Origin of the sequence: Agromyces sp. NPDC058104 (genome assembly GCF_042884835.1) — a bacterium.
GTDB lineage: Bacteria > Actinomycetota > Actinomycetes > Actinomycetales > Microbacteriaceae > Agromyces.
Genome location: NZ_JBHVTD010000001.1, coordinates 385,578 through 404,353, shown reverse-complemented (window position 1 = coordinate 404,353; position 18,776 = coordinate 385,578). Strand labels below are relative to the sequence as shown.

21 protein-coding genes and 1 tRNA gene are annotated in these 18,776 nt (G+C 72.7%); 13 read left to right on the top strand and 9 right to left on the bottom strand.

Features of this window, described 5'->3' with window-relative positions:
* Window positions 1-10: 10 nt before the first annotated feature.
* Together ACFVTH_RS01935 and ACFVTH_RS01930 are read right to left on the bottom strand one after the other, a co-directional pair.
* Entirely contained in the window at window positions 11-274 is a 264-nt protein-coding gene (locus ACFVTH_RS01935) for a hypothetical protein (RefSeq protein WP_387086230.1), read from the bottom strand.
* The gene (locus ACFVTH_RS01930) at window positions 271-435 is read right to left on the bottom strand and encodes a hypothetical protein (RefSeq protein WP_387086227.1); all 165 of its coding nucleotides are present in this window, start codon (window positions 433-435) and stop codon (window positions 271-273) included. The genes ACFVTH_RS01935 and ACFVTH_RS01930 overlap by 4 nt, the downstream gene beginning before the upstream one ends.
* 143 nt (window positions 436-578) lie before the next feature.
* Here ACFVTH_RS01930 and ACFVTH_RS01925 point away from each other — a divergent pair, with 143 nt between their 5' ends.
* The gene (locus ACFVTH_RS01925; RefSeq protein ID WP_387086224.1) at window positions 579-1,646 is read left to right on the top strand and encodes an ATP-dependent DNA ligase; all 1,068 of its coding nucleotides are present in this window, start codon (window positions 579-581) and stop codon (window positions 1,644-1,646) included.
* A gap of 7 nt (window positions 1,647-1,653) precedes the next feature.
* Here the strand turns inward: ACFVTH_RS01925 and ACFVTH_RS01920 are convergent, their stop codons facing one another.
* Window positions 1,654-2,169: an Lrp/AsnC family transcriptional regulator gene (locus ACFVTH_RS01920; protein ID WP_386939987.1), complete on the bottom strand. Its 516-nt coding sequence runs from the start codon at window positions 2,167-2,169 to the stop codon at window positions 1,654-1,656.
* Between the two features lie 161 nt (window positions 2,170-2,330).
* On the opposite strand from ACFVTH_RS01920, the gene ald reads away from it, so the two are divergent.
* Window positions 2,331-3,428 carry an alanine dehydrogenase gene (ald, locus tag ACFVTH_RS01915; RefSeq protein WP_387086221.1) on the top strand — a complete coding sequence of 366 codons (1,098 nt, stop codon included), beginning with the start codon at window positions 2,331-2,333 and terminating at the stop codon, window positions 3,426-3,428.
* Between the two features lie 241 nt (window positions 3,429-3,669).
* Here the strand turns inward: ald and ACFVTH_RS01910 are convergent, their stop codons facing one another.
* From ACFVTH_RS01910 to ACFVTH_RS01900, 3 genes are all read right to left on the bottom strand, one after another.
* Window positions 3,670-4,011, bottom strand: a complete 342-nt coding sequence (locus ACFVTH_RS01910) for a metal-sensitive transcriptional regulator (protein WP_387086218.1) — start codon at window positions 4,009-4,011, stop codon at window positions 3,670-3,672.
* Window positions 4,008-4,316, bottom strand: coding sequence for a rhodanese-like domain-containing protein (locus ACFVTH_RS01905; protein ID WP_387086215.1), 309 nt, complete (start codon window positions 4,314-4,316; stop codon window positions 4,008-4,010). The genes ACFVTH_RS01910 and ACFVTH_RS01905 overlap by 4 nt, the downstream gene beginning before the upstream one ends.
* 86 nt (window positions 4,317-4,402) lie before the next feature.
* Entirely contained in the window at window positions 4,403-6,109 is a 1,707-nt protein-coding gene (locus ACFVTH_RS01900) for an FAD-dependent oxidoreductase (RefSeq protein WP_387086212.1), read from the bottom strand.
* Between the two features lie 95 nt (window positions 6,110-6,204).
* Here ACFVTH_RS01900 and ACFVTH_RS01895 point away from each other — a divergent pair, with 95 nt between their 5' ends.
* Together ACFVTH_RS01895 and ACFVTH_RS01890 are read left to right on the top strand one after the other, a co-directional pair.
* Entirely contained in the window at window positions 6,205-9,975 is a 3,771-nt protein-coding gene (locus tag ACFVTH_RS01895; RefSeq protein WP_387086209.1) for an AAA family ATPase, read from the top strand.
* A complete protein-coding gene (locus ACFVTH_RS01890; RefSeq protein ID WP_387086206.1) occupies window positions 9,972-10,217 on the top strand; it encodes a hypothetical protein in 246 nt (81 codons plus the stop codon). The genes ACFVTH_RS01895 and ACFVTH_RS01890 overlap by 4 nt, the downstream gene beginning before the upstream one ends.
* 94 nt (window positions 10,218-10,311) lie before the next feature.
* Here ACFVTH_RS01890 and mscL read toward each other — a convergent pair whose 3' ends face one another.
* Genes mscL through ACFVTH_RS01875 form a run of 3 tightly spaced genes read right to left on the bottom strand, consistent with a single transcriptional unit; the run spans window position 10,312 to window position 11,722 of the window.
* Window positions 10,312-10,749 (bottom strand): large conductance mechanosensitive channel protein MscL, encoded by a 438-nt coding sequence (gene mscL / locus ACFVTH_RS01885; RefSeq protein ID WP_387086203.1) that lies wholly within the window; start codon window positions 10,747-10,749, stop codon window positions 10,312-10,314.
* A gap of 51 nt (window positions 10,750-10,800) precedes the next feature.
* Window positions 10,801-11,109 (bottom strand): FmdB family zinc ribbon protein, encoded by a 309-nt coding sequence (locus ACFVTH_RS01880; RefSeq protein WP_387086200.1) that lies wholly within the window; start codon window positions 11,107-11,109, stop codon window positions 10,801-10,803.
* 34 nt (window positions 11,110-11,143) lie between these two features.
* Window positions 11,144-11,722 carry a 5-formyltetrahydrofolate cyclo-ligase gene (locus ACFVTH_RS01875; RefSeq protein WP_386940003.1) on the bottom strand — a complete coding sequence of 193 codons (579 nt, stop codon included), beginning with the start codon at window positions 11,720-11,722 and terminating at the stop codon, window positions 11,144-11,146.
* 81 nt (window positions 11,723-11,803) lie between these two features.
* Between ACFVTH_RS01875 and galU the strand changes: the two genes are divergently transcribed.
* The 9 genes from galU (at window position 11,804) to ACFVTH_RS01830 (ending at window position 18,753) form a co-directional block, all read left to right on the top strand.
* A complete protein-coding gene (gene galU / locus ACFVTH_RS01870; protein WP_387086197.1) occupies window positions 11,804-12,703 on the top strand; it encodes a UTP--glucose-1-phosphate uridylyltransferase GalU in 900 nt (299 codons plus the stop codon).
* A gap of 2 nt (window positions 12,704-12,705) precedes the next feature.
* A complete protein-coding gene (locus ACFVTH_RS01865; protein ID WP_387086194.1) occupies window positions 12,706-13,368 on the top strand; it encodes a GNAT family N-acetyltransferase in 663 nt (220 codons plus the stop codon).
* 53 nt (window positions 13,369-13,421) lie between these two features.
* The gene (locus tag ACFVTH_RS01860) at window positions 13,422-14,426 is read left to right on the top strand and encodes a hypothetical protein (RefSeq protein ID WP_387086191.1); all 1,005 of its coding nucleotides are present in this window, start codon (window positions 13,422-13,424) and stop codon (window positions 14,424-14,426) included.
* A 52-nt stretch (window positions 14,427-14,478) separates the two neighbouring features.
* A tRNA-Ala gene (locus tag ACFVTH_RS01855) sits at window positions 14,479-14,551 on the top strand.
* Between the two features lie 165 nt (window positions 14,552-14,716).
* Window positions 14,717-15,046, top strand: a complete 330-nt coding sequence (locus ACFVTH_RS01850; protein ID WP_387086188.1) for a hypothetical protein — start codon at window positions 14,717-14,719, stop codon at window positions 15,044-15,046.
* Between the two features lie 2 nt (window positions 15,047-15,048).
* Window positions 15,049-16,401: a hypothetical protein gene (locus ACFVTH_RS01845; protein WP_387086185.1), complete on the top strand. Its 1,353-nt coding sequence runs from the start codon at window positions 15,049-15,051 to the stop codon at window positions 16,399-16,401.
* A 29-nt stretch (window positions 16,402-16,430) separates the two neighbouring features.
* Window positions 16,431-16,997 (top strand): hypothetical protein, encoded by a 567-nt coding sequence (locus ACFVTH_RS01840; protein ID WP_387086182.1) that lies wholly within the window; start codon window positions 16,431-16,433, stop codon window positions 16,995-16,997.
* Window positions 16,994-17,596: a hypothetical protein gene (locus ACFVTH_RS01835; protein WP_387086179.1), complete on the top strand. Its 603-nt coding sequence runs from the start codon at window positions 16,994-16,996 to the stop codon at window positions 17,594-17,596. The genes ACFVTH_RS01840 and ACFVTH_RS01835 overlap by 4 nt, the downstream gene beginning before the upstream one ends.
* The gene (locus tag ACFVTH_RS01830; RefSeq protein WP_387086176.1) at window positions 17,569-18,753 is read left to right on the top strand and encodes a hypothetical protein; all 1,185 of its coding nucleotides are present in this window, start codon (window positions 17,569-17,571) and stop codon (window positions 18,751-18,753) included. The genes ACFVTH_RS01835 and ACFVTH_RS01830 overlap by 28 nt, the downstream gene beginning before the upstream one ends.
* Window positions 18,754-18,776 lie beyond the last annotated feature (23 nt).

Below are 18,776 nucleotides of genomic sequence, written 5' to 3'. Positions count from 1 at the left end.
GCCCCGGCGCTCAGCTCCAGTCGACGGCGTGCATCCAGCCGGCGATGTACGCGCGCTCGTTCTCGTCGAGGCGGACGGGCGTGCGCGGCACCCCCATGTCGGCCTCGCAGAGCTCGAGGATGCGCCGAACCACGACGGTGCGGAGCGGCGCCTCGAGGTTCTCGAGGATCTCGCGCCGGAGCGGCCCCTCGAGCATGGGCCACCAGACGCCGATGGGGGGCAGGGCCGGTCTGTCGTGGCGGGCGGGCGGCGGACGATCGATGGTCGAGCTCATTGCGCGTCCTCCTCGGAGGTGCGGCCGGTCTCGGGATCGCGGACGACGACGCGCTCGTCGGCGTCGGCGTCCTCCTCGGCCTGCTGGTGCTGTTCGGAGGCCCGGAGCGCTTCGTCCTGCTCGTCCTGCGCGCCGGGGTCGTCGGATCGTACGTCGCTCATCGATGCTCCTCGCGCCGCCGCCGGCTGCGTCGTCCGGCTCCATCGACTTCGACGGTACGCGCGGCCCTGTACCGAGGGGAGGGGATTGACCGGCCTTCGACCCGGTGCTACCGCCGCGGCGCACGGAGGTGCAGGATGGTCGGATGGACCTCCCGGTGATGCCGCCAGTGCCGCCCATGCTCGCCAAGTCGGTGAAGGAGATCCCCGACACCGGACACGTCGAGCCCAAGTGGGACGGGTTCCGCACGATCGTGTTCAAGGACGGCGACGAGATCGAGCTCGGCAGCCGCAACGAGCGGCCCATGACCCGCTACTTCCCCGAGCTCGTCGATGCGCTTCGCGAGAACCTCCCGCCGCGGTGCGTCGTCGACGGCGAGATCGTCATCGCGACCGACGGACGGCTCGACTTCGAGGCGCTGCAGCAGCGGATCCACCCCGCCGAGAGCCGGGTGCGGATGCTCGCCGAGCACACGCCGGCCTCGTTCGTCGGCTTCGACCTGCTCGCCGAGGGCTCAGACGACCTCATGCCGCGGCCGTTCGCCGAGCGGCGCGCGCGTCTCGTCGACGCGCTCGCCGGGGCATCCGACCCGATCTTCACGACCCCCGCGACGGGCGACCCGGCCGTCGCGCGCGACTGGTTCACCCGGTTCGAGGGAGCGGGGCTCGACGGCGTCGTCGCGAAGCCGCTCGACGGGGCCTACCTGCCCGACAAGCGCGCCATGTTCAAGATCAAGCACGAGCGCACGGCCGACTGCGTCGTCGCCGGCTACCGGTGGCACAAGTCGGGCGACGTCGTCGGCTCGCTGCTGCTCGGCCTCTACGCCGACGACGGCCGGCTGCAGCACGTCGGCGTCGTGGCCGCGTTCCCGATGGCCAGGCGGGCGAGCCTCGTCGCCGAGCTCGAGCCGCTCGTCGCCGCGGACCTCGCCGAGCACCCGTGGGGCGGCTGGGCCGAGGAGTCGGCGCAGCAGGGCGGCCGCATGCCCGGGGCCGTGAGCCGATGGAACGCCGGCAAGAACCTCTCGTTCGTCCCCCTCCGCCCCGAGCTCGTCGTCGAGGTCGCGTACGACCACATGGAGGGCGACCGGTTCCGCCACACCGCGCAGTTCCGGCGGTTCCGCCCCGATCGGACGCCCGAGAGCTGCACCTACGCGCAGCTCGAGGCGCCAGACGGGCTCGACCTCGCCGAGATCCTGCCGCTGCGCGGCTGAGGCGGCGTCAGAGCACGGTTCGGAGCCCCGCCGGCATCGCCGTGTGGTGCTCGAACACGAGGTTCGTCTCGGTGAGCGCGACCGCGGGGTTCGCGGAGAGGTTCTTGAGCACGAACTGGCGGACGTGGTCGCTGTCGCGCACGCGGACGTGGATGAGGAAGTCCTCGGAGCCGCCGAGGAAGAAGAGCTGCGCGACCTCGGGCTGCGTGCGGAGCTCGTCGGAGATCTGCTCCATCAGGTGACGGGCGCCGGGGCGGATGCGCACGCTCACGAGCGCCTGCAGGTGGTAGCCGAGCGCGGCCGGTGAGATCTCGGCGGTGTAGCGCACGATGACGCCGCGTTCGCGGAGGGAGCGGACGCGGGCGAGGCACGTCGACGGCGAGACGCCGACGGCGCGCGCGAGATCGACGTTGGGGATGCGCGCGTTCTCGTGCAGGAGGGCGATGATCTGCCGGTCGATCGCGTCGAGCACCACGGGCGCCGGCTCGACGCCCGGAGCGCTGATCTGCGGTGCATCCGCCATCGGAACCCTCGCTTTCGCATGAATGAATCAGATCGGATGATTCTACCGAATCTTCCACGGTTGTTCTTTCAGAACGGCGAACAAGCGGCGATGATGTTCGCATCCATCCACATTCCATTCGGTCGACCCGTGCGGTCGACCGAGAGCTATTCGGAGCAATCATGCGTATCGGCGTGCCCGCTGAGATCAAGAACAACGAATTCCGCGTCGCGATGAACCCGGCCGGCGTGCACGCGCTCACGCAGCGCGGCCACTCGGTCGTCATCGAGGCGGGCGCCGGCCTCGGCGCCGGCTACACCGACGCCGAGTACGCCGAGGCGGGCGCCGGCATCGTCGCCACCGCCGCCGAGGCGTGGTCCGCCGAGCTCGTGCTGAAGGTCAAGGAGCCCATCGCGAGCGAGTACGGCTACCTCCGCGACGACCTGACGCTGTTCACGTACCTCCACCTCGCGGCGGACCTGCCGCTCACGCAGGCCATCCTCGACTCGAGCGTCACCGCGATCGCGTACGAGACCGTGCAGCTCGCCGACCGCTCGCTGCCGCTGCTCACCCCCATGAGCGAGGTCGCCGGGCGTCTCGCCCCGCAGGTGGGCGCCGCTGAGCTCCACGCCTCGAAGGGCGGCCGCGGCGTGCTGCTCGCGGGCGTCCCCGGCACCGCACCCGCCAACGTCGTCGTCATCGGCGGCGGCGTCGCCGGCGAGCAGGCCGCGGCGACCGCCCTCGGCCTCGGCGCCGACGTGACCGTCTTCGACATCTCGCTGCCGAAGCTGCGCGAGATCGACGGCCGTTACCACGGCCGCATCAAGACGATGGCGTCCTCCTCGTACGAGATCGCCCGCGCGCTGAAGACCGCCGACCTCGTCGTCGGCGCCGTCCTCATCCCCGGCGCCGCTGCGCCGAAGGTCGTCACCGACGAGATGGTGGCCTCGATGAAGCCGGGCGCCGTGCTCGTCGACATCGCCATCGACCAGGGCGGCTGCTTCGAGGGCTCGCGCCCGACGACGCATGCCGAGCCGACCTTCAAGGTGCACGACGCGATCTACTACTGCGTCGCGAACATGCCCGGCGCGGTTCCCGCGACCTCGGCTCCCGCCCTCATCAACGCGACCCTCCCGTACGCGCTGAAGATCGCCGACCTCGGCTGGGAGGCCGCGCTCGACGGCGACGCCGCGCTCGCGAAGGGCCTCAACGCCACGGCCGGCAAGCTGACCTACGAGCCCGTCGCCGCCGCGCACGGCCTGGAGTACACGGCCCGCTGATCCCGACGCGGGGCGCGCCCGTCGCGCCCCGCCGAGACGTCACCCCTCGCAGCCGATCGACCGCCACTGCACAGGCGGTCGCGAGGGGTGCGGAACCGTCGTGCGGGGCGTGCTCCCGCTGCTCCGCACGACCGGATGCCCCGCCCACGACTCGTGGGCGGGGCATCCGTCATTCTGCGCCGGGACCGGCGCGTCGCGAACGGGCTCGCGACCGCACCGGGCGGGCTCGGCTCGGCTCGGCTCAGGCGAGGCTGAGGAAGAGCCGTTCGAGTTCCTCGACGTCGGGCTTCGCCGCGGCGCCGGGCTCTCCGCCCGTCGACGCCTGCTCGTCGGCGAGGCATTCGCGCAGCGCCGAGGAGATGATCGCGAAGCCGGCTCGGTCGAGGGCGCTCGAGACCGCAGCGAGCCGGGTGACCACGGTGCGGCAGTCGGCGCCCGACTCGACCGCCTCGATGACGGCGCCGAGCTGGCCGCGGGCGCGCTTCAGCCGGTTGGCGATGCGCCGCTGCTCGGCCAGGCGGCCGGCATCGGCGCCCTCGTCGCCGATCGCGTCGATCACGAGGTCCTCGACGGGCGCGCTCATCCCGCGCCGCCCATCTCGACCGGGAGCCCGGCGCGGTACCACTGCAGGATGCCGCCGTCGATGTTCACCGCGTCGACGCCCTGCTGCTCGAGGTAGGCCACGGCCTGCGCGCTGCGTCCGCCGACGTGGCACATGACGAAGACGGTGCGATCGCGCGGCACCTCGTCGAGCCGGGCGACGAGCTCGCCCAACGGGATGTGGTGGGCGCCGTCGACGCGCGCCTGGGCGAGCTCCTCGGCTTCTCGGACGTCGATGATGTACGCGTCGTCGGTCGCGTGGACCTCGGTGGGGGAGAGTGACTGCATCGGATGCCTCGTTCCTTCTTCCGGTCGTTCGGAGGTGGTCGTGTCTGGAGATCGGCGGGGAGCCGGGAGCGGTGGGATGCGGCGCCTCAGGCGGCCGCCTCGAGGCGGCCGGGCCCCGCGGAGGCGAGCTCGCGGGCGCGCATGCCGTCGCGCCAGGTCAGGAATCCGCCGTCGAGGTTGACCACGTCGTGCCCGAGCGCGGCGAGCAGGCGCGCCGCGGTGTGGGCGCCCTGGCCGACCCGGCAGTGCACGACGATGCGGCGCCCGGCGTAGTCGGCGTGGGCCTCGCGCAGCCGCTCGACGGGCACCCACCGGGCCCCGGGGATGGCCCCCTCGGCCAGCTGGGCCTCCGCGCGGACGTCGAGGAGCGCCGCGCCCGCCGCGAGCTCCGCGTCGAGCTCGTGCCACTGGATCACCCGGTCCGTGCCCGCGGCGAGGTTCTCGGCGATGTAGCCCAGCTGGTTGACCGGGTCCTTCGCCTGGCCGAACTGCGGGGCGTAGGCGAGCTCGAGCTCGGCGAGCGAGGAGGCGGTCATGCCGGCGCCCATCGCCGTGGCGAGCACGTCGATGCGCTTGTCGACGCCGTCGGTGCCGACGGCCTGGGCCCCGAGGATCAGGTCGCTCGCGGCGTCGACGACGAGCTTCAGCGACATCGGCGACGCGCCGGGGTAGTAGCCGGCGTGGGAGAGCGGGTGGGAGTGCACGACCCGCACGGCCCGTCCGCGTTCGCGAGCGGTGCGCTCGGTCCAGCCGACGTTCGCGACCGTGAGGCCGGCGACGTCGATGATCGCGGTGCCGAGCGCGGGACGTGCGGCAACCGGGCGCCCGGCGATCGCGTCGGCCGCGGCCCGCCCGTGGCGGTTGGCGAGGCCCGCGAGCGGCACGAGTCGGGCGCCGCCGTCGACGGCGTCCCGCTGCTCGACGGCGTCGCCGACGGCGAAGATCGCGGGGTCGCTCGTGCGGTGCGCCCGGTCGACGACGATGCCGCCGCTCGGGCCGACGGCGAGGCCGGCCTCGAGGGCGAGGCCCGTCTCGGGCACGACGCCCATCGCCGCGACGACGAGGTCGGCGGCGAGGCGGGTGCCGTCGTCGAGTCGCACGTGGTCGGCGGCGACGTGCTGCACGGTGCGGCCGAGTCGCAGGGCGACGCCGTGCGCGGCGAGGTGGTCGGCGACCGGGGCCGCCATCTCCTCGTCGAGGGCGCCGAGCAGTTGCCCGCCGCGCTGGACGAGCGTGGTCGTGAGCCCGCGCCGGGCGAGGTTGTCGGCCATCTCGAGCCCGATGTAGCCGCCGCCGATCACGACGGCGTGCCCCGCGGGGGTGTCGTCGAGGCGGTCCATGATGCGGTCGAGGTCGTCGAGCGTGCGCAGCGTGTGCAGCGGCGCGCCGGCCGCGACGTCGTCGGGGCGACGCGGCGCCGCGCCCGGTGCGAGCACGAGCTCGTCGTAGCGCAGCGACTCGACCCGGCCGCTCGTGAGGTCCCGCACGGCGACGGTCCGTTCGGCGCGGTCGATCGCGATCGCCTCGTGACGCACCCGCACGTCGATCCGGAACCGCTCGGCGAGGCGCTCGGGCGTCTGCAGCGAGAGGGCGTCGCGCTCGGCGATGACCCCGGACACGTGGTAGGGGAGCCCGCAGTTCGCGAAGGAGACCGCGGAGCTGCGCTCGACGACGATGATCTCGCGCGCCTCGTCGAGGCGGCGCAGGCGCGTGGCCGCGGACATGCCTCCGGCGACCCCGCCGATGACGACGGTGACGCGCGGCGAACGGGGGGCAGGGCTGTTCGGGAGCATCCGATGACGCTAGCACAATACCCTGGGGGTATCGAATGAGCGCTCGATACGGCGATGCTCCGAGGAATTCGCGTGTTTCGCCTTAGGGTGTCGGTGTGCAGCGGCTCGATCGGAACGACGACGCCGAGGACGAGATCCTCGGCGAGGAGGCCGATGCCGCAGCCGACGACCTCACCCCGGACGACATGCAACAGGACATCACGAGCCCCGACGGCGTCAGCCTGGGCGACCCCGAACTCATCGCCGGCAACGTCGCCGAGCCGAGCTGGCGCCGCTGGAGCGCCGAGCTCGCCTCGGTCGGCGGCCGCTCGCCGCTCGTGCGGTTCGTCGACACGCCGCGCACCCGTATCGAGCTCTCGACCACGCATCCCGGCGGGCTGCCCCAGTTCATCACCGGCAAGTCGACGCTGCTCTCGAGCCTCATCCGCGACGAGCTCGCGCTCCGCAACGCCAGGCTCGCCGCCGCGGAGATCACCCAGAAGGGCATCGAGCTGCGGAGCGTCCGCGGCATCGAGTCGGTCCACCTCGCGATCGGCCTGGCCTCGTGGCGCAACGGGGGCGAGGAGTTCCTCGCGCCCGTGCTCCTGCGTCCGCTCGCGATCCGCCGCTACGGCCGCGACTTCGAGCTCAAGCTCAAGGGCCAGCCGTTCTTGAACCCCGCGCTCGCCCGTGAGCTCCGCGAGCAGTTTCAGATCACCCTCGACGCCGAGGCGTTCGTCGCGCTCGCGATCACGAACGGGGCGTTCAAGCCGCAGCCGGTCATCGACCGCCTGCGCGGCCTCACCAGCCACCTCCCGTGGTTCCAGGTCGCTCCGCGGCTCGTCGTCTCCTCCTTCGCCGAGGTCGGCCCCGAGATGGCGGCGGATGCCTCGCGGCTCGAGCACCCCGTGATCGACGCCCTCGCGGGCAACCCGGCGGCCAAGGCGGCGGTCGCCGCCGCCCGCGACGAGCCGGTGCGCCCCGTCTCGCAGGACGAGCGGCCGCCGTCGACCGACACGCTGCTCCTCGACGCCGATCCCGAGCAGGAGCAGGTGATCGCCGAGATCGAGGCGGGCTCCTCGGTCGTGGTGAAGACACTGCCCGGCACCGGCGGCACGCAGACCGTCGTCAACGCCATCGGCGCGCTCGTCGCGAAGGACAAGCGGGTGCTCGTCGTCGGCTCGCGCCGGGCGAGCCTCGACGGCATCGCGCACCGGCTCGGCCAGATCGGCCTCGGCGGCGCCGCCGTGACCACGGCCGGCCTGCGGCGCGAGCTCATCCAGTCGATCTCGCGCAACGAGAAGGCCGAGCGGCCGCGGGTGGCCGACGTCGACGACGCGCTCGTGCGACTGCGCAAGGTGCTGCTCGACTACCGCACCGCGCTCACGCGGCGCGACCCCGAGCTCGAGGTCTCGGTGCTCGACGCCCTCGGCGAGCTCGCCCGCCTCGCGCTCCTGCCCACGCCGCCCTCGACGACGGCGAGGCTCGACCACGCCGCACTCGTCGCCCTCGCGAGCGGTCGCGGCGAGGTCGCACGCGAGCTCGCCCGCGCCGCCGAGCTCGGCGAGTTCCGCTACGGCCCGGGCGACTCGCCCTGGTACGGCGCCGCGTTCGCCAGCTCGGCCGAGGCGACGAACGCCCACGAGCTCGCGAAGCGCCTGAGCTCGGTCGAGGTGCCGCGGCTGCTCGAGCGCGGTCGCGCGCTCATCGCCCAGACCAGGCTCCGCGAGTTCGAGTCGATCGCCGAGCTCGGGGTGTTCCTGCGGCTCCTCCTCGATGTGCGCGAGACGCTCGACCGGTTCCAGCCGTCGGTCTACGACCGCCCGCTCGGCGAGCTGATCACCGCGACGGCGCCCCGGCGCGAGTCGCCCGGCATGTCGGGCGCCAACCGGCGCCGGCTGCGCAGGCACGCCCTCGAGTACGTGCGCCCCGGGGTGCACGTCACCGACCTCAACGCGGCGCTCCGCGGCATCCAGCAGCAGCGCACCCTGTGGCAGCGCTACTCGGACGCCGGTGCGATCCCCGGCGTGCCGGTCGGGCTCGACGACGTGCACGTCGCGTTCCAGCACGTCGCGACCGACCTCGCCACCCTCGACGCGCCGCTCGACATCGTCGGCACCCCGCGCCAGCTCGCCGCGCGCCCCATCCGCGAGCTCGTCGCGACCCTCGCCGGGCTCGCCGCCGACTCCGAGGTGCTCGCGAACCTGCAGGAGCGCACCGCGATCCTCGGGCGCCTGCGCGACCTCGGCCTCGACCCGCTCCTCCTCGACCTCGCCCGGCGCCACGTGCCCGAGCCCGCGGTCGCGGGCGAACTCGAGCTCGCGTGGTGGCAGTCGGTGCTCGAGCAGGTGCTCGCGAGCGAGAAGGCGCTGCTCGGCGCGAACACGACGGTGCTCGACCGCCTCGAGGGCGACTTCCGGCTCGTCGACGAGGCGCATGCCTCGGCCGCGGGGCCGCTGCTGGCGTGGCGGCTGGCCGAGAACTGGAAGGTCGCGCTCGTCGACCACCCCGAGCAGGCCGGGACGCTCAAGCGGATGCTCCGCGGCGACCGGGTCCGCGTGAGCGCCCTGCAGAGCGAGGTCCCCGACCTCTTCCGCGTGCTCGCGCCCGTCTGGCTCGCCTCGCCCTACGAGGTCGCCGCCATCGACGACCGGATCCCGTTCGACACGGTGCTCCTCGTCGACGCCGGTGCCACGACGATCGCCGAGAACCTCGGAGCCATCCGCCGGGCCAGGCAGGTCGTCGCGTTCGGCGACCCGGTGACCCAGACGCCGACCCTCTTCGAGACCGGCATCGACGACGGCGACCAGCCGGCCGAGGCCGACCACGGCGTCGACGCCCTGCACGCCGACTCGGCGCTCGCGCGTCTCGGCGAGCTCCTGCCGACGCTCACCCTCACCCGCAGCTATCGTGCGGGCGGCGAGGACCTCGCCGAGCTCGTCAACCGCCGCTTCTACGCGGGGCGGATCGTGTCCATGCCGTGGGCCGGCAGCTTCCTCGGGCACGGCAGCCTCGGCCTCCACTACGTCTCGGGCAACGGGCTTCCCGACGCCGTGACCGGCACGGTGGAGTCGATCGACTCCGAGGTCGCGAAGGTCGTCGAGCTCGTCATGGAGCACGCCGTGAAGCGGCCGCGCGAGTCGCTCATGGTGATCACGGCGAGCACCCGCCACGCCGCGCGGGTGCACCAGGCGGTGCTCGCCGCGTTCGCGAAGCGCACCGACCTCAGCGCCTTCATCCTCAAGGACCGCGCCGAGCCCTTCACCGTGCTCACGCTCGAGCAGGCCGTCGCGCAGAGCCGCGACCGCGTGATCTTCTCCATCGGCTACGGCCGCACGCCGCATGGGCGGCTGCTCTCGAACTTCGGCTCGCTCGGCGAGCCCGGCGGCGACCGGCTGCTCGCCGTCGGCATGACCCGCGCACGGCGGTCGATGGACCTCGTCTCGGCATTCCGGCCCGAGGACATCGACGAGTCGCGCCAGAGCCACGGTGTGCTGGCCCTCGCCAACGTGCTCACGCAGACCGAGGAGCGCGCGGCCGACCGCGGCGAGGCGAACCCGCCCGGGCCGATGCTGCGCGACCTCGGCGCGCGGCTCGAGCGGCGCGGCATCCGCGTGAGCGTCGGCCACCGGGGGCGGCTCGCGCTCGCGGCGGCGCACGCGGGCAAGGCCGTGGTCGTCGAGACCGACGACGCCTTCGCGGGCCAGAGCCTGCGCGAGTCGCTGCGGCTCCGCCCCGACGTGCTGCGCCGCCTCGGCTGGCACTACCTGCGGGTGCACAGCTTCGAACTCTTCGGCAACCCCGACGCCGTCGCGGCGCGCGTCGCCACGCTCCTCGGGAAGCCCGACCCCGCGGCCGAGGGCGACGAGCCGCCGCGCGCACCGTGAGCGACGAATCCGAGCCGACGACGCCGAAGCCGCCCCGTCAGCGGGTCGAACGCGCGCCGGGTCGGGCGCGACGGGCGCGGCTCACGCCTGCACCCGGGTCCGATCCCTCGCCCGAGGCTCCCGTCGAGCGCGAGGCGCCGCGCGCCGATCCCGGCACCGCGCCCGGCGGAGCGCCGCGCGCGCCGTCGCCCGACGACGAACGGCTGACCCGCGATCGTCCGCCGCACTGGCAGCGCGACTGAGCGCGAGCGCACGACCCGACGCCGGAACAGGATGAGCCGGCCGGCACCGCCCTCCGGGCGACGGCCGACCGGCTCATCCTGTCGGAGCGGATCGCTACTGTTCGGTGTGGCGCCCCGCCGAGGCGCCGCCGGCTGCCGGCCCCTGCTCGGCGAGCAGGTCTCGGATCTGCGCGAGCACGGCGAGCTCGGTCTCGGGCTCCTCGGGGTCGGGCTGGCCGGCCTTGCGCTTGGCCTCGGCGCGCTCCTTGAAGTGGTTCATCGGCATGACGAAGACGAAGTAGACCACGGCCGCGACGGCGAGGAACGAGATGACCGCGCCGATGATCGCGCCGAACCGGAACTCCGCGTCGCCGATGGTGACGACGAGCGCCTCGTCGAGGCTCTCGGCTTTGAACAGGAGCCCGATCAGCGGGTTGATGAGGTTCGCCACGATCGAGTTCACCACCGCGGTGAACGCCGCACCGATGACGACGGCCACGGCGAGGTCGATGACGTTGCCGCGCATGATGAATTCCTTGAAGCCCTTGATCACGCTTCTTCCCCCTCGGGTCGCTTGTGAGACGGGCACCACGCTAGCCGAACGTCAGGAGGCGGCGGTGGAGCCGCTCCCGGCGCTTCCGCCACTCGTGGAGGAGGACGTCGACGAGCCGGAGGCCGAGCCCGAGCCGGAGCCCGAGCCCGAGCCGGTCGAGCCGCCCGTCGACGACCCGCCGCCCGCACGCGAGTCGGTGCGGTAGAAGCCCGAGCCGTTGAAGGTGACGCCGATCGTGTTGAAGAGCTTGCGCAGCTTGCCTCCGCAGACCTCGCACACCGTCAGCGTGTCGTCGGTGAACGCCTGGTGGATGTCGAAGGCGTTGTCGCACTCGGTGCAGCGGTAGGAATAGGTGGGCATGGAACTCTCCGGTCGTGGAGACCGGCCGATCCGGTCAGAAGGCGATGATTCGGGTGGGGGTCACGACGCCGTTCACGGGCTGGTCGTGCACCTCGCGCGGCACGTGCTCGACGAACTCGCTGTCGAAGACCACGGCGTACACCGGAGGACATTTTCCCATCGAACCGAGGGTCTTGTCGAAATAGCCCCTGCCCCAGCCGAGCCGCATGCCGCTCGCGTCGATCGCCGCGGCGGGGATGACGATGAGGTCGACGTCGTTGATCGCCATCGGCCCGAGGAGCTCGCCGACGGCCTCGGGCGTGCCGTGGAGGCCGACCGTCTCGCTCGCCTCCTCGCCGACGGTCCAGTCGAGCAGGCCGTCCTCACGGGTGATCGGGAAGAGCACGCGGATGCCCCGTGCCTCGGCCCAGTTCACGAAGGGCCTCGTGTCGGGCTCGGACGGCATGGACAGGTAGCACGAGATCGACTCCGCCTCCGTCGACCCGATGAGCTCCTCGAGCCGCGCGGTGAAGCCCTCGGTCGCGAGCTCGCGCTCGTGCGCCGGCATGTTCTGGCGGCGTTCGCGGAGCTCGGCGCGCAGGATGCGCTTCTGGACGTCCGGATCCTCGGGCATGGCACACATCCTAGGCCGAGGCCCCGGGAAGCGGGCCGCCCGGGGCCGGTCGGCGGGGGCCGAACGGCTACGCTGGAGCCCATGACTCAACGGATCACGAAGGCGGTCATTCCTGCGGCGGGGTTGGGGACGCGGTTCCTGCCGGCGACGAAGGCGATGCCGAAGGAGATGCTGCCGGTGGTCGACAAGCCGGCGATCCAGTACGTGGTCGAGGAGGCGGTGAATGCGGGCCTGACGGACGTGTTGATGATCACGGGTCGGAACAAGAACGCGTTGGAGAATCACTTCGACCGGGTGGCCGAGTTGGAGGCGACCCTGGAGCGGAAGGGCGATACGGCCAAGCTCGAGAAGGTGAACGAGTCGACCGAGCTGGCCGATATGCATTACGTGCGGCAGGGCGACCCGTTGGGGCTCGGGCATGCGGTGCATCGGGCGCACATGCATGTGGGTGATGAGCCGTTCGCGGTGCTGCTGGGTGATGACATCATCGACGCACGTGACGAGTTGCTGACGCGGATGCTGGACGAGCAGCAGAAGCGGGATGCGTCGATCGTGGCGTTGTTGGAGGTGGATCCGGATCAGATCCACCTGTACGGGGCGGCGCAGGTCGAGGCGACGGAGGACCCGGATGTGGTGCGGATCACGGGGCTGGTGGAGAAGCCCGCGAAGGAGGTCGCGCCGTCGAACTATGCGGTGATCGGCCGGTATGTGCTGAAGCCGCAGGTGTTCGACGTGCTGGCGGAGACGGCGCCGGGCAAGGGCGGTGAGATCCAGTTGACCGACGCGTTGATGACGATGGCGGAGGACGTGGCGGGCACGGGCGGGGTGTACGGGGTCGTGTTCCGGGGTCGCCGGTACGACACGGGCGACAAGCTGGACTACATCAAGGCCGTGATCCAGCTCGCGGTCGATCGCGACGACCTCGGTGCGGAGCTGAAGAGCTGGCTCGTCGACTACACCGCACACCTCGAAACCGACTGACGATGGCCGCGGTCGCCCTGCCCACGCTCCGTGACGGCGAGGTCACGCTCCGGCCCATCCGCGTCCGCGATGCGAAGGCGCTGGAACGGGTGCTCCTCGCCAACCGCGGCTGGCTCCGCCAGTGGGAGGCGACCTACCCGGGCGGCGGCTCGTTCATCGACGCGCGCGCGTCGATCCGCAATCTCCTCGCGCACGCGCGGAGCGGCCACGGGCTGCCGTTCGTGATCGAGGTCGACGGGCAGCTCGTCGGCCAGCTGAACGTCTCCTCGATCAGCTACGGCTCGCTGTCGTCGGCGACGATCGGGTACTGGGTCTCCGAGGAGGTCGCAGGCCGGGGCATCACCCCCACGGCGGTCGCGCTCGCGACCGACTACTGCTTCGGCGTCCTGCGGCTGCACCGCATGGAGATCTGCATCCGGCCCGAGAACGGTCCGTCGCTGCGCGTCGTCGAGAAGCTCGGCTTCCGCTACGAGGGGCTCCGTCGCCGGTTCATCCACATCGACGGGCACTGGTGCGACCACTTCTCCTTCGCCCTCGTCAGCGAGGAGGTGCCCCGCGGGGTGCTCCGCAGGTGGCGCGAAGGACGGGTGCCGCGAGATGCGGCACGCGTCTCCGCGGGCGACCTGGCGGCGAGCGAACGACCTCTTCCCCTGACAGATCGCTGAACACGCCCGAGTCCAGTCGGAGCAGGGACGCCCGGTGACTTAATGTTGTCGCCATGGATGTGATCGGCGGGGGGGTCCTGGTGGCGGTGGCCGCCGCCCTGTGGATCGCGTACCTGCTGCCGAACTGGCTGCGCCGCCGGCAGTACCTCGCGACGGAGCGCAACGCGGTCCGCCTCCAGCAGACGCTCCGCATCCTCGCCGAGACCGCCGAGACGCCCGAGCCGGTCGTCGTCGAGGCGACGGCCCGCGAGGTCGCCACCCAGCAGCGGATCCTGCACGAGCACGAGGAGACCGCTCGACTCGCCGCCCAGGCGGCCGAGCAGATCGCGATCGCCGAGCGGCGCGAGGCCGAGGAGATCGCGGATGCCGCGCGCGCACGCGCCGAGGCCGCGCTGGCCGCACGTGCTCCCGTCACCGAGCCGATCGCGCTGCCGACGAGCCCGCCCGGGGCCACGGGGCGTTCCGCGCGCCTCGCGCTGCGCCGCAGGCGCGCCCTCTGCTCGCTCACCGCGTTCGCGGCGCTCCTCACCGTCATCGGCGGCCTCGTGGCCGCCGCATTCGGCGCGTCGCTGCTCATCGCCGGCGTCGCGGGGCTCGTGCTCCTCGCCGCCGTCGGCGGCCTCATGGCGCTGGCACGGGTGCGCCCGCAGCGACCGACGTCGAGCGTCGCCGCCCCTGAGCGCACCGCCGTCGACTTCGAGCCGATCGAACTGCCCGACACGCCCGTCGAACCCGCAGGGTGGACGCCGCAGCCGTTGCCGCGCCCGCTGCACCTCTCGCGCGGCACCATCGCCGCGACGGCGATGGCGTCGATCGAGGCCGCAGCGGAGCTCAAGCGCGCCGAGTCCGAGGCCGCGCTCGCCCGCCGCGCCGAGCGGCTCGCGCCGCCCGTGCCGTCGATCAGCCCCGCGGCACCCGCGCCGGCCGCGGAGACGCGCCGGGCCGCCGAGCCCGCGCCCGCGGCGAACCCGTATGCGCGCATGGGCATCGTCGACGACTCGCGACCGGGCTTCGACGACCTCGACGCGGTGCTGCGCCGCCGCCGGGCAGCGGGCTGACCCGCAGGTGGTCAGAGTCACCCCTGGAAGGGTGATAGGCTCGTTCTCGCTCGGGCCCATGGCGCAGTTGGTAGCGCGTCTCGTTCGCAATGAGAAGGTCGGGGGTTCGAATCCCCCTGGGTCCACCGAGTCGAAGGGCTCCCGCACTGCGGGAGCCCTTCGTGCATCTCCGGCGGTCATCGGCGGCCGTCCGCGACATGGTGAGTTCTCCCCATTCCGACGGTGCGCCGACGCCTCTAGTCTGAAGCGAGCCCGAGGGTTGGGCCTGTGGACCTGCGAGAAGGAGTGGTATGAGTGCCGACGTCGAGATCCCGTACGAGGTGCTCAACGAGCTCAACGGTTCGTTGAAGCAGATCATCGTCGAGTTCGATCGCGCCGGTTCGCGGTCGAACTCGCTCGAGTCCGACATCGGCCGCCCGCTCGGGCGCGGCGGGCTGCGCGCGCAGGTCGACAAGTTCGAGGGCGCATGGAACGACAAGCGCGAGACCCTCAAGCAGGACATCGCCGAGCTCCAGAAGCACGTCGAAGACGTCGGCCAGGGCTGGAAGGACTGGGACAGCGAGGCTGCGGCGTCGCTGTCGCTCGACCACGAGACCGGCAACTACCCCGAGGAGGCCTGACCATGGACGGTTCGCCCAAGGGCCGCGAGATCCGCAAGATCTCCGGCGACGGCGCGGCGATCGCCTCGCGCGGCGGCGACATGCAGTCGCTCGGCGTGCAGATGCGCGAGTCGGCGGCACTGCTGAGGTCCATCGTCGACGGGGCAAAGGGCAAGGGCTACTCGATCGACAGCCTGAAGGAGACGGCGGGCGAGGTGCACTCCGACCTCGCGAAGGCGGGCGAGCGCTACGAGCCGAGCGGCAAGGTCATCCGCGAGTACGGCGAGGCGCTCGTGGAAGTCCAGCCGACGATCGACACGATCGTCGAGAACTGCGTCGAGCTCTGGGCGAAGTACCAGTCCGCGAGCGGTGCCTACGGCGACGCGGGTCGCCGGATCCCGCCGACCGACGAGACCGCCGCCGAGGCCGCCCTGCGCGAGCAGGGGCTCGACGACCTGCGGGGCGACCGCGATGCGGCGTACGAGCTGTGGGAGCTCGAGGCGGCGAAGTACGACCTCCCGTACGAGACCTGGGACAAGGCGTACGACGACGCCCTCACCGGGCTGGAGGACGCGAACGAGCGCGGCGTCTCCGACAGCTTCTGGGACAACGCGCTCCCGGCGATCGAGGTGATCCTCACCGTGCTCACCTTCGTGGGCGTCGCCCTCGCGATCGCCGCGATCGTGATCGGCGGTCCCTTCATCCTGCTCGCGGCGGCGCTCGTCGGCATCGCCGCACTCGCCCTGACCGTCTGGAAGGTCGCGGCCGGGCGCGGCGGCTGGCAGGACATCCTGATCGCCGCGATCGGCGTGTTCCCGTTCGGTCGATTGGCCAAGCTCGGCACCCTCTTCAAGGGTGCGGGCACGTTCGCGTCGCGCCTCGGCACCTTCGCGAAGGGGTTCGGCAGCGACCTCGTGGGCATCTCGGCGTTCCGCGAGCTGCGCGCACTGCGGGGGCTCCAGGGCTTCCTGCGCGGGCCGGTCACCAACTCGGCGGGCAACCTGACGCAGAGCCGTGGCATCCTCGACCAGATCGCCACCGTGCGCAACGCGGTCGACGGCATCTCGTACAGAGGCCTCGCCGGCTGGTCGCGCATCACCGGCGGCTCGGCCGCGCCGATCTCGAACGTCCTCAGCGACGTCTTCGCCGGCGCGGGGCCCGCGGTCACCAACCGCATCAACGGGGCGCTCGCGGGCACGGTGCTCGACGGCGCGCAGCACGGCAACGGCGCGCTCGACATCGCGCTCAACGTCATCGACAGCGTTCCCAAGCCGGGTTACGGCGCCTACAACGACATCGACGGCATGATCGGCGACGCCGGCGACGCCGCCGATGTCGATCGCTGGTCGGGCGAGCTGGCTCGGTCCGCCCGGTGACGGGCGCGGGGCATCCCTATGCTGGAACGGTGCTGAACTACTCGCTCGACTACGAAAGCAAGTGGTGGCTGCCGGTGCCGGCGGCGTTCCCGACGCCCGAGGGCCAGGAGCTCGATGAGTGGGCGCGGGCCACCGCGGCCTCCTCGAACATCTCGGCGGCGTGGATCGACTCGCCCCTCACCTCCCAGTTGCCCGAGCTGCTCGCCGCGCAGGTCTACGGCCTCGACCCGGGTCGTTCGGCGGCGCTGTGGTACTGCCCGTACGGTCTGCCGGCGGCCGGGGTCGCTCAGCTGTTCATCTCCGAGCGGGCCGATGACGACCTGCTGAGCCCCGCCGATGAGATCGCGGCGCTTCCGAGCTTCGTCGCGGTGCGCCCGCTCGAGGTGCGCGCCGCCGGCCTCGGCGCCGGCGTGGGGTACTCGCGCATCGTCGGCGACGAGGAGGGCGGCCCGACGGTCGCCGAGCTCGGCTACGTCTTCACCCCGCCGGGGGCCCGCGTGGCGATCATCGCGCGCAGCGGCGACGCCGAATCGATCGGGCTGATGGCGCCCGAGCTGTGGGCACTCGTCGACTCGATCGTCCTGGAGCGCGCATGAGCCCCGTCACACCGGCCGTCCCGGACTTCCGCATGCTCTTCCCGCCCGGCTGGGTGCGGCACGACCCGTCGACGGAGTCCGAGCGCGAGCTCCTCGACCAGATGCGGGCGAAGATGCGGGCGTACGCGCGACCCGACCTCGAGTTCGAGCTCACCATGACCGTCAAGTCCGCGTTCCGCGAGCTGCGCGAGCGCTCGGGCATCGCGATCTACCTGCCGACCGGCGCCGAGGGCACCGCGCTCGTGCCCATGTCGATCACGGCGACGCGCTTCACGGAGCCGAGCGGTGCGTCGCTCGACGGCCGCGTCACCGACCTGTTCCGGAACCACGAGGCCGACTTCCTCGGCGACGACCGCACGATCGTGCGCTGGCGCCGCACGATCGCCAGGCTCGAGGGGCTCGAGGGCGCGGTCAACGAGCAGGTCAACTACCTCGTTCCGGTTCCGGGCACCTCGCGCCGCGATGCGGTGCTCATCTCGACCGCCGTGCTGCGCGACGGCACCGAGCCCGTCGATGAGGCGTTGCTCGAGTCGTGCCTCGTCCTGAGCGACGCCATCGTGAGCACCTTCGCGTGGGCACCGGGCGGGCGAACGCCGTGATCGACCTGCAGCAGTGGGCGAAGCAGACGCCGCGCGGGCGCGACCCGTACGACGTCCTCGTCGAGCTCGACGCGATCCAGCGCGACGCCGCGCAGGGCGCCGGGCCGGCCGGGCGCGGGGGGCGTGCTCGGGCGGCGGGCACGGTGGCCGGCGTCGCCGAAGACCGGCGCACCGCACTCGACGTGCTCGTCCGTCGCGGCGTGCTCACGGCGCAGGTCGCCGAGGCCGCCGCCGCGGCGCCCATGGGCGAGTCCGCTGCGACGGCGTCGCGCCCGCGCGGGCGCGCGCGTCCGACGGCCCTGCCGACCCGCATCGTCGAGGATCGGCCGACCGACCCCGGGGCGGTCGTCGGGGTCGCGCTCGTCGCGCTCGCTCCCGTCTCGGTCGTCGTCGCCCCGTTGTTCGGACTCGACCGTCTCGCCGGCGACGCGGCGTCGACGGCCCTGCTGCTCGCCGGCGAGCTCGTGCTCGCCGTCACCGCGGGGCGCGGCCTCCCGAACGCACCACGGCGGATCGGGCGGCTGAGCCCGGTCGCGCTGCGCTGGATCGCGGCCCTCGGAGCCCTCTCGCCCGTGCTGGTGTTCGCGACCGCGATCGCCAATCCGAGCGCCGCCTCCGAGTACGTCGGATGGTTCTACGGCGTGCAGTGGATGATGGTGCTCGGCCTCGTCGCGTTCTCGGAGATCGCGCGTACGCAGGACTGGCGCGCGCGCGGAGGCCGCTCCGCCGATGCCCGGGTCGAGCGGGGCGATCCCGTGCGGGTCGACGTCGGAGCGTTCCTCGGCCTCGCGCTCGTCATCGTCGCGCCGCTCGTGGCCGCGGCGAGCCTGTTCACCGCGTTGCCCGCGGTGCCCGGCGCCTGGAGTGCGACGGCCCTGCTCGTCGCGGGCGCGATCGTCCTCGGGGCGACCGCCGGCCGAGCCGACTCGCTCGCCCCGTCGCGCCGCGGCCGGCTGAGCTCCCGTGCGCTCGTGTGGGTCGTCGTGGCGGCTGCTGTCACGCCCGTCGTCCAGTTCGCGGTGATCCTCGCGAACCTCGACGGGCCGGCCGCCGCGATGCGCATCTGCCTCAGCGTGCAGACCGTCGTCGTGATCGCCATGATCATCCTGCCGATGATCGCTCGCCGTCAGGAGCGCGGCGGCCCGCTGCACGACTGAGCGGCGGCCCGGGCATAGGCTGG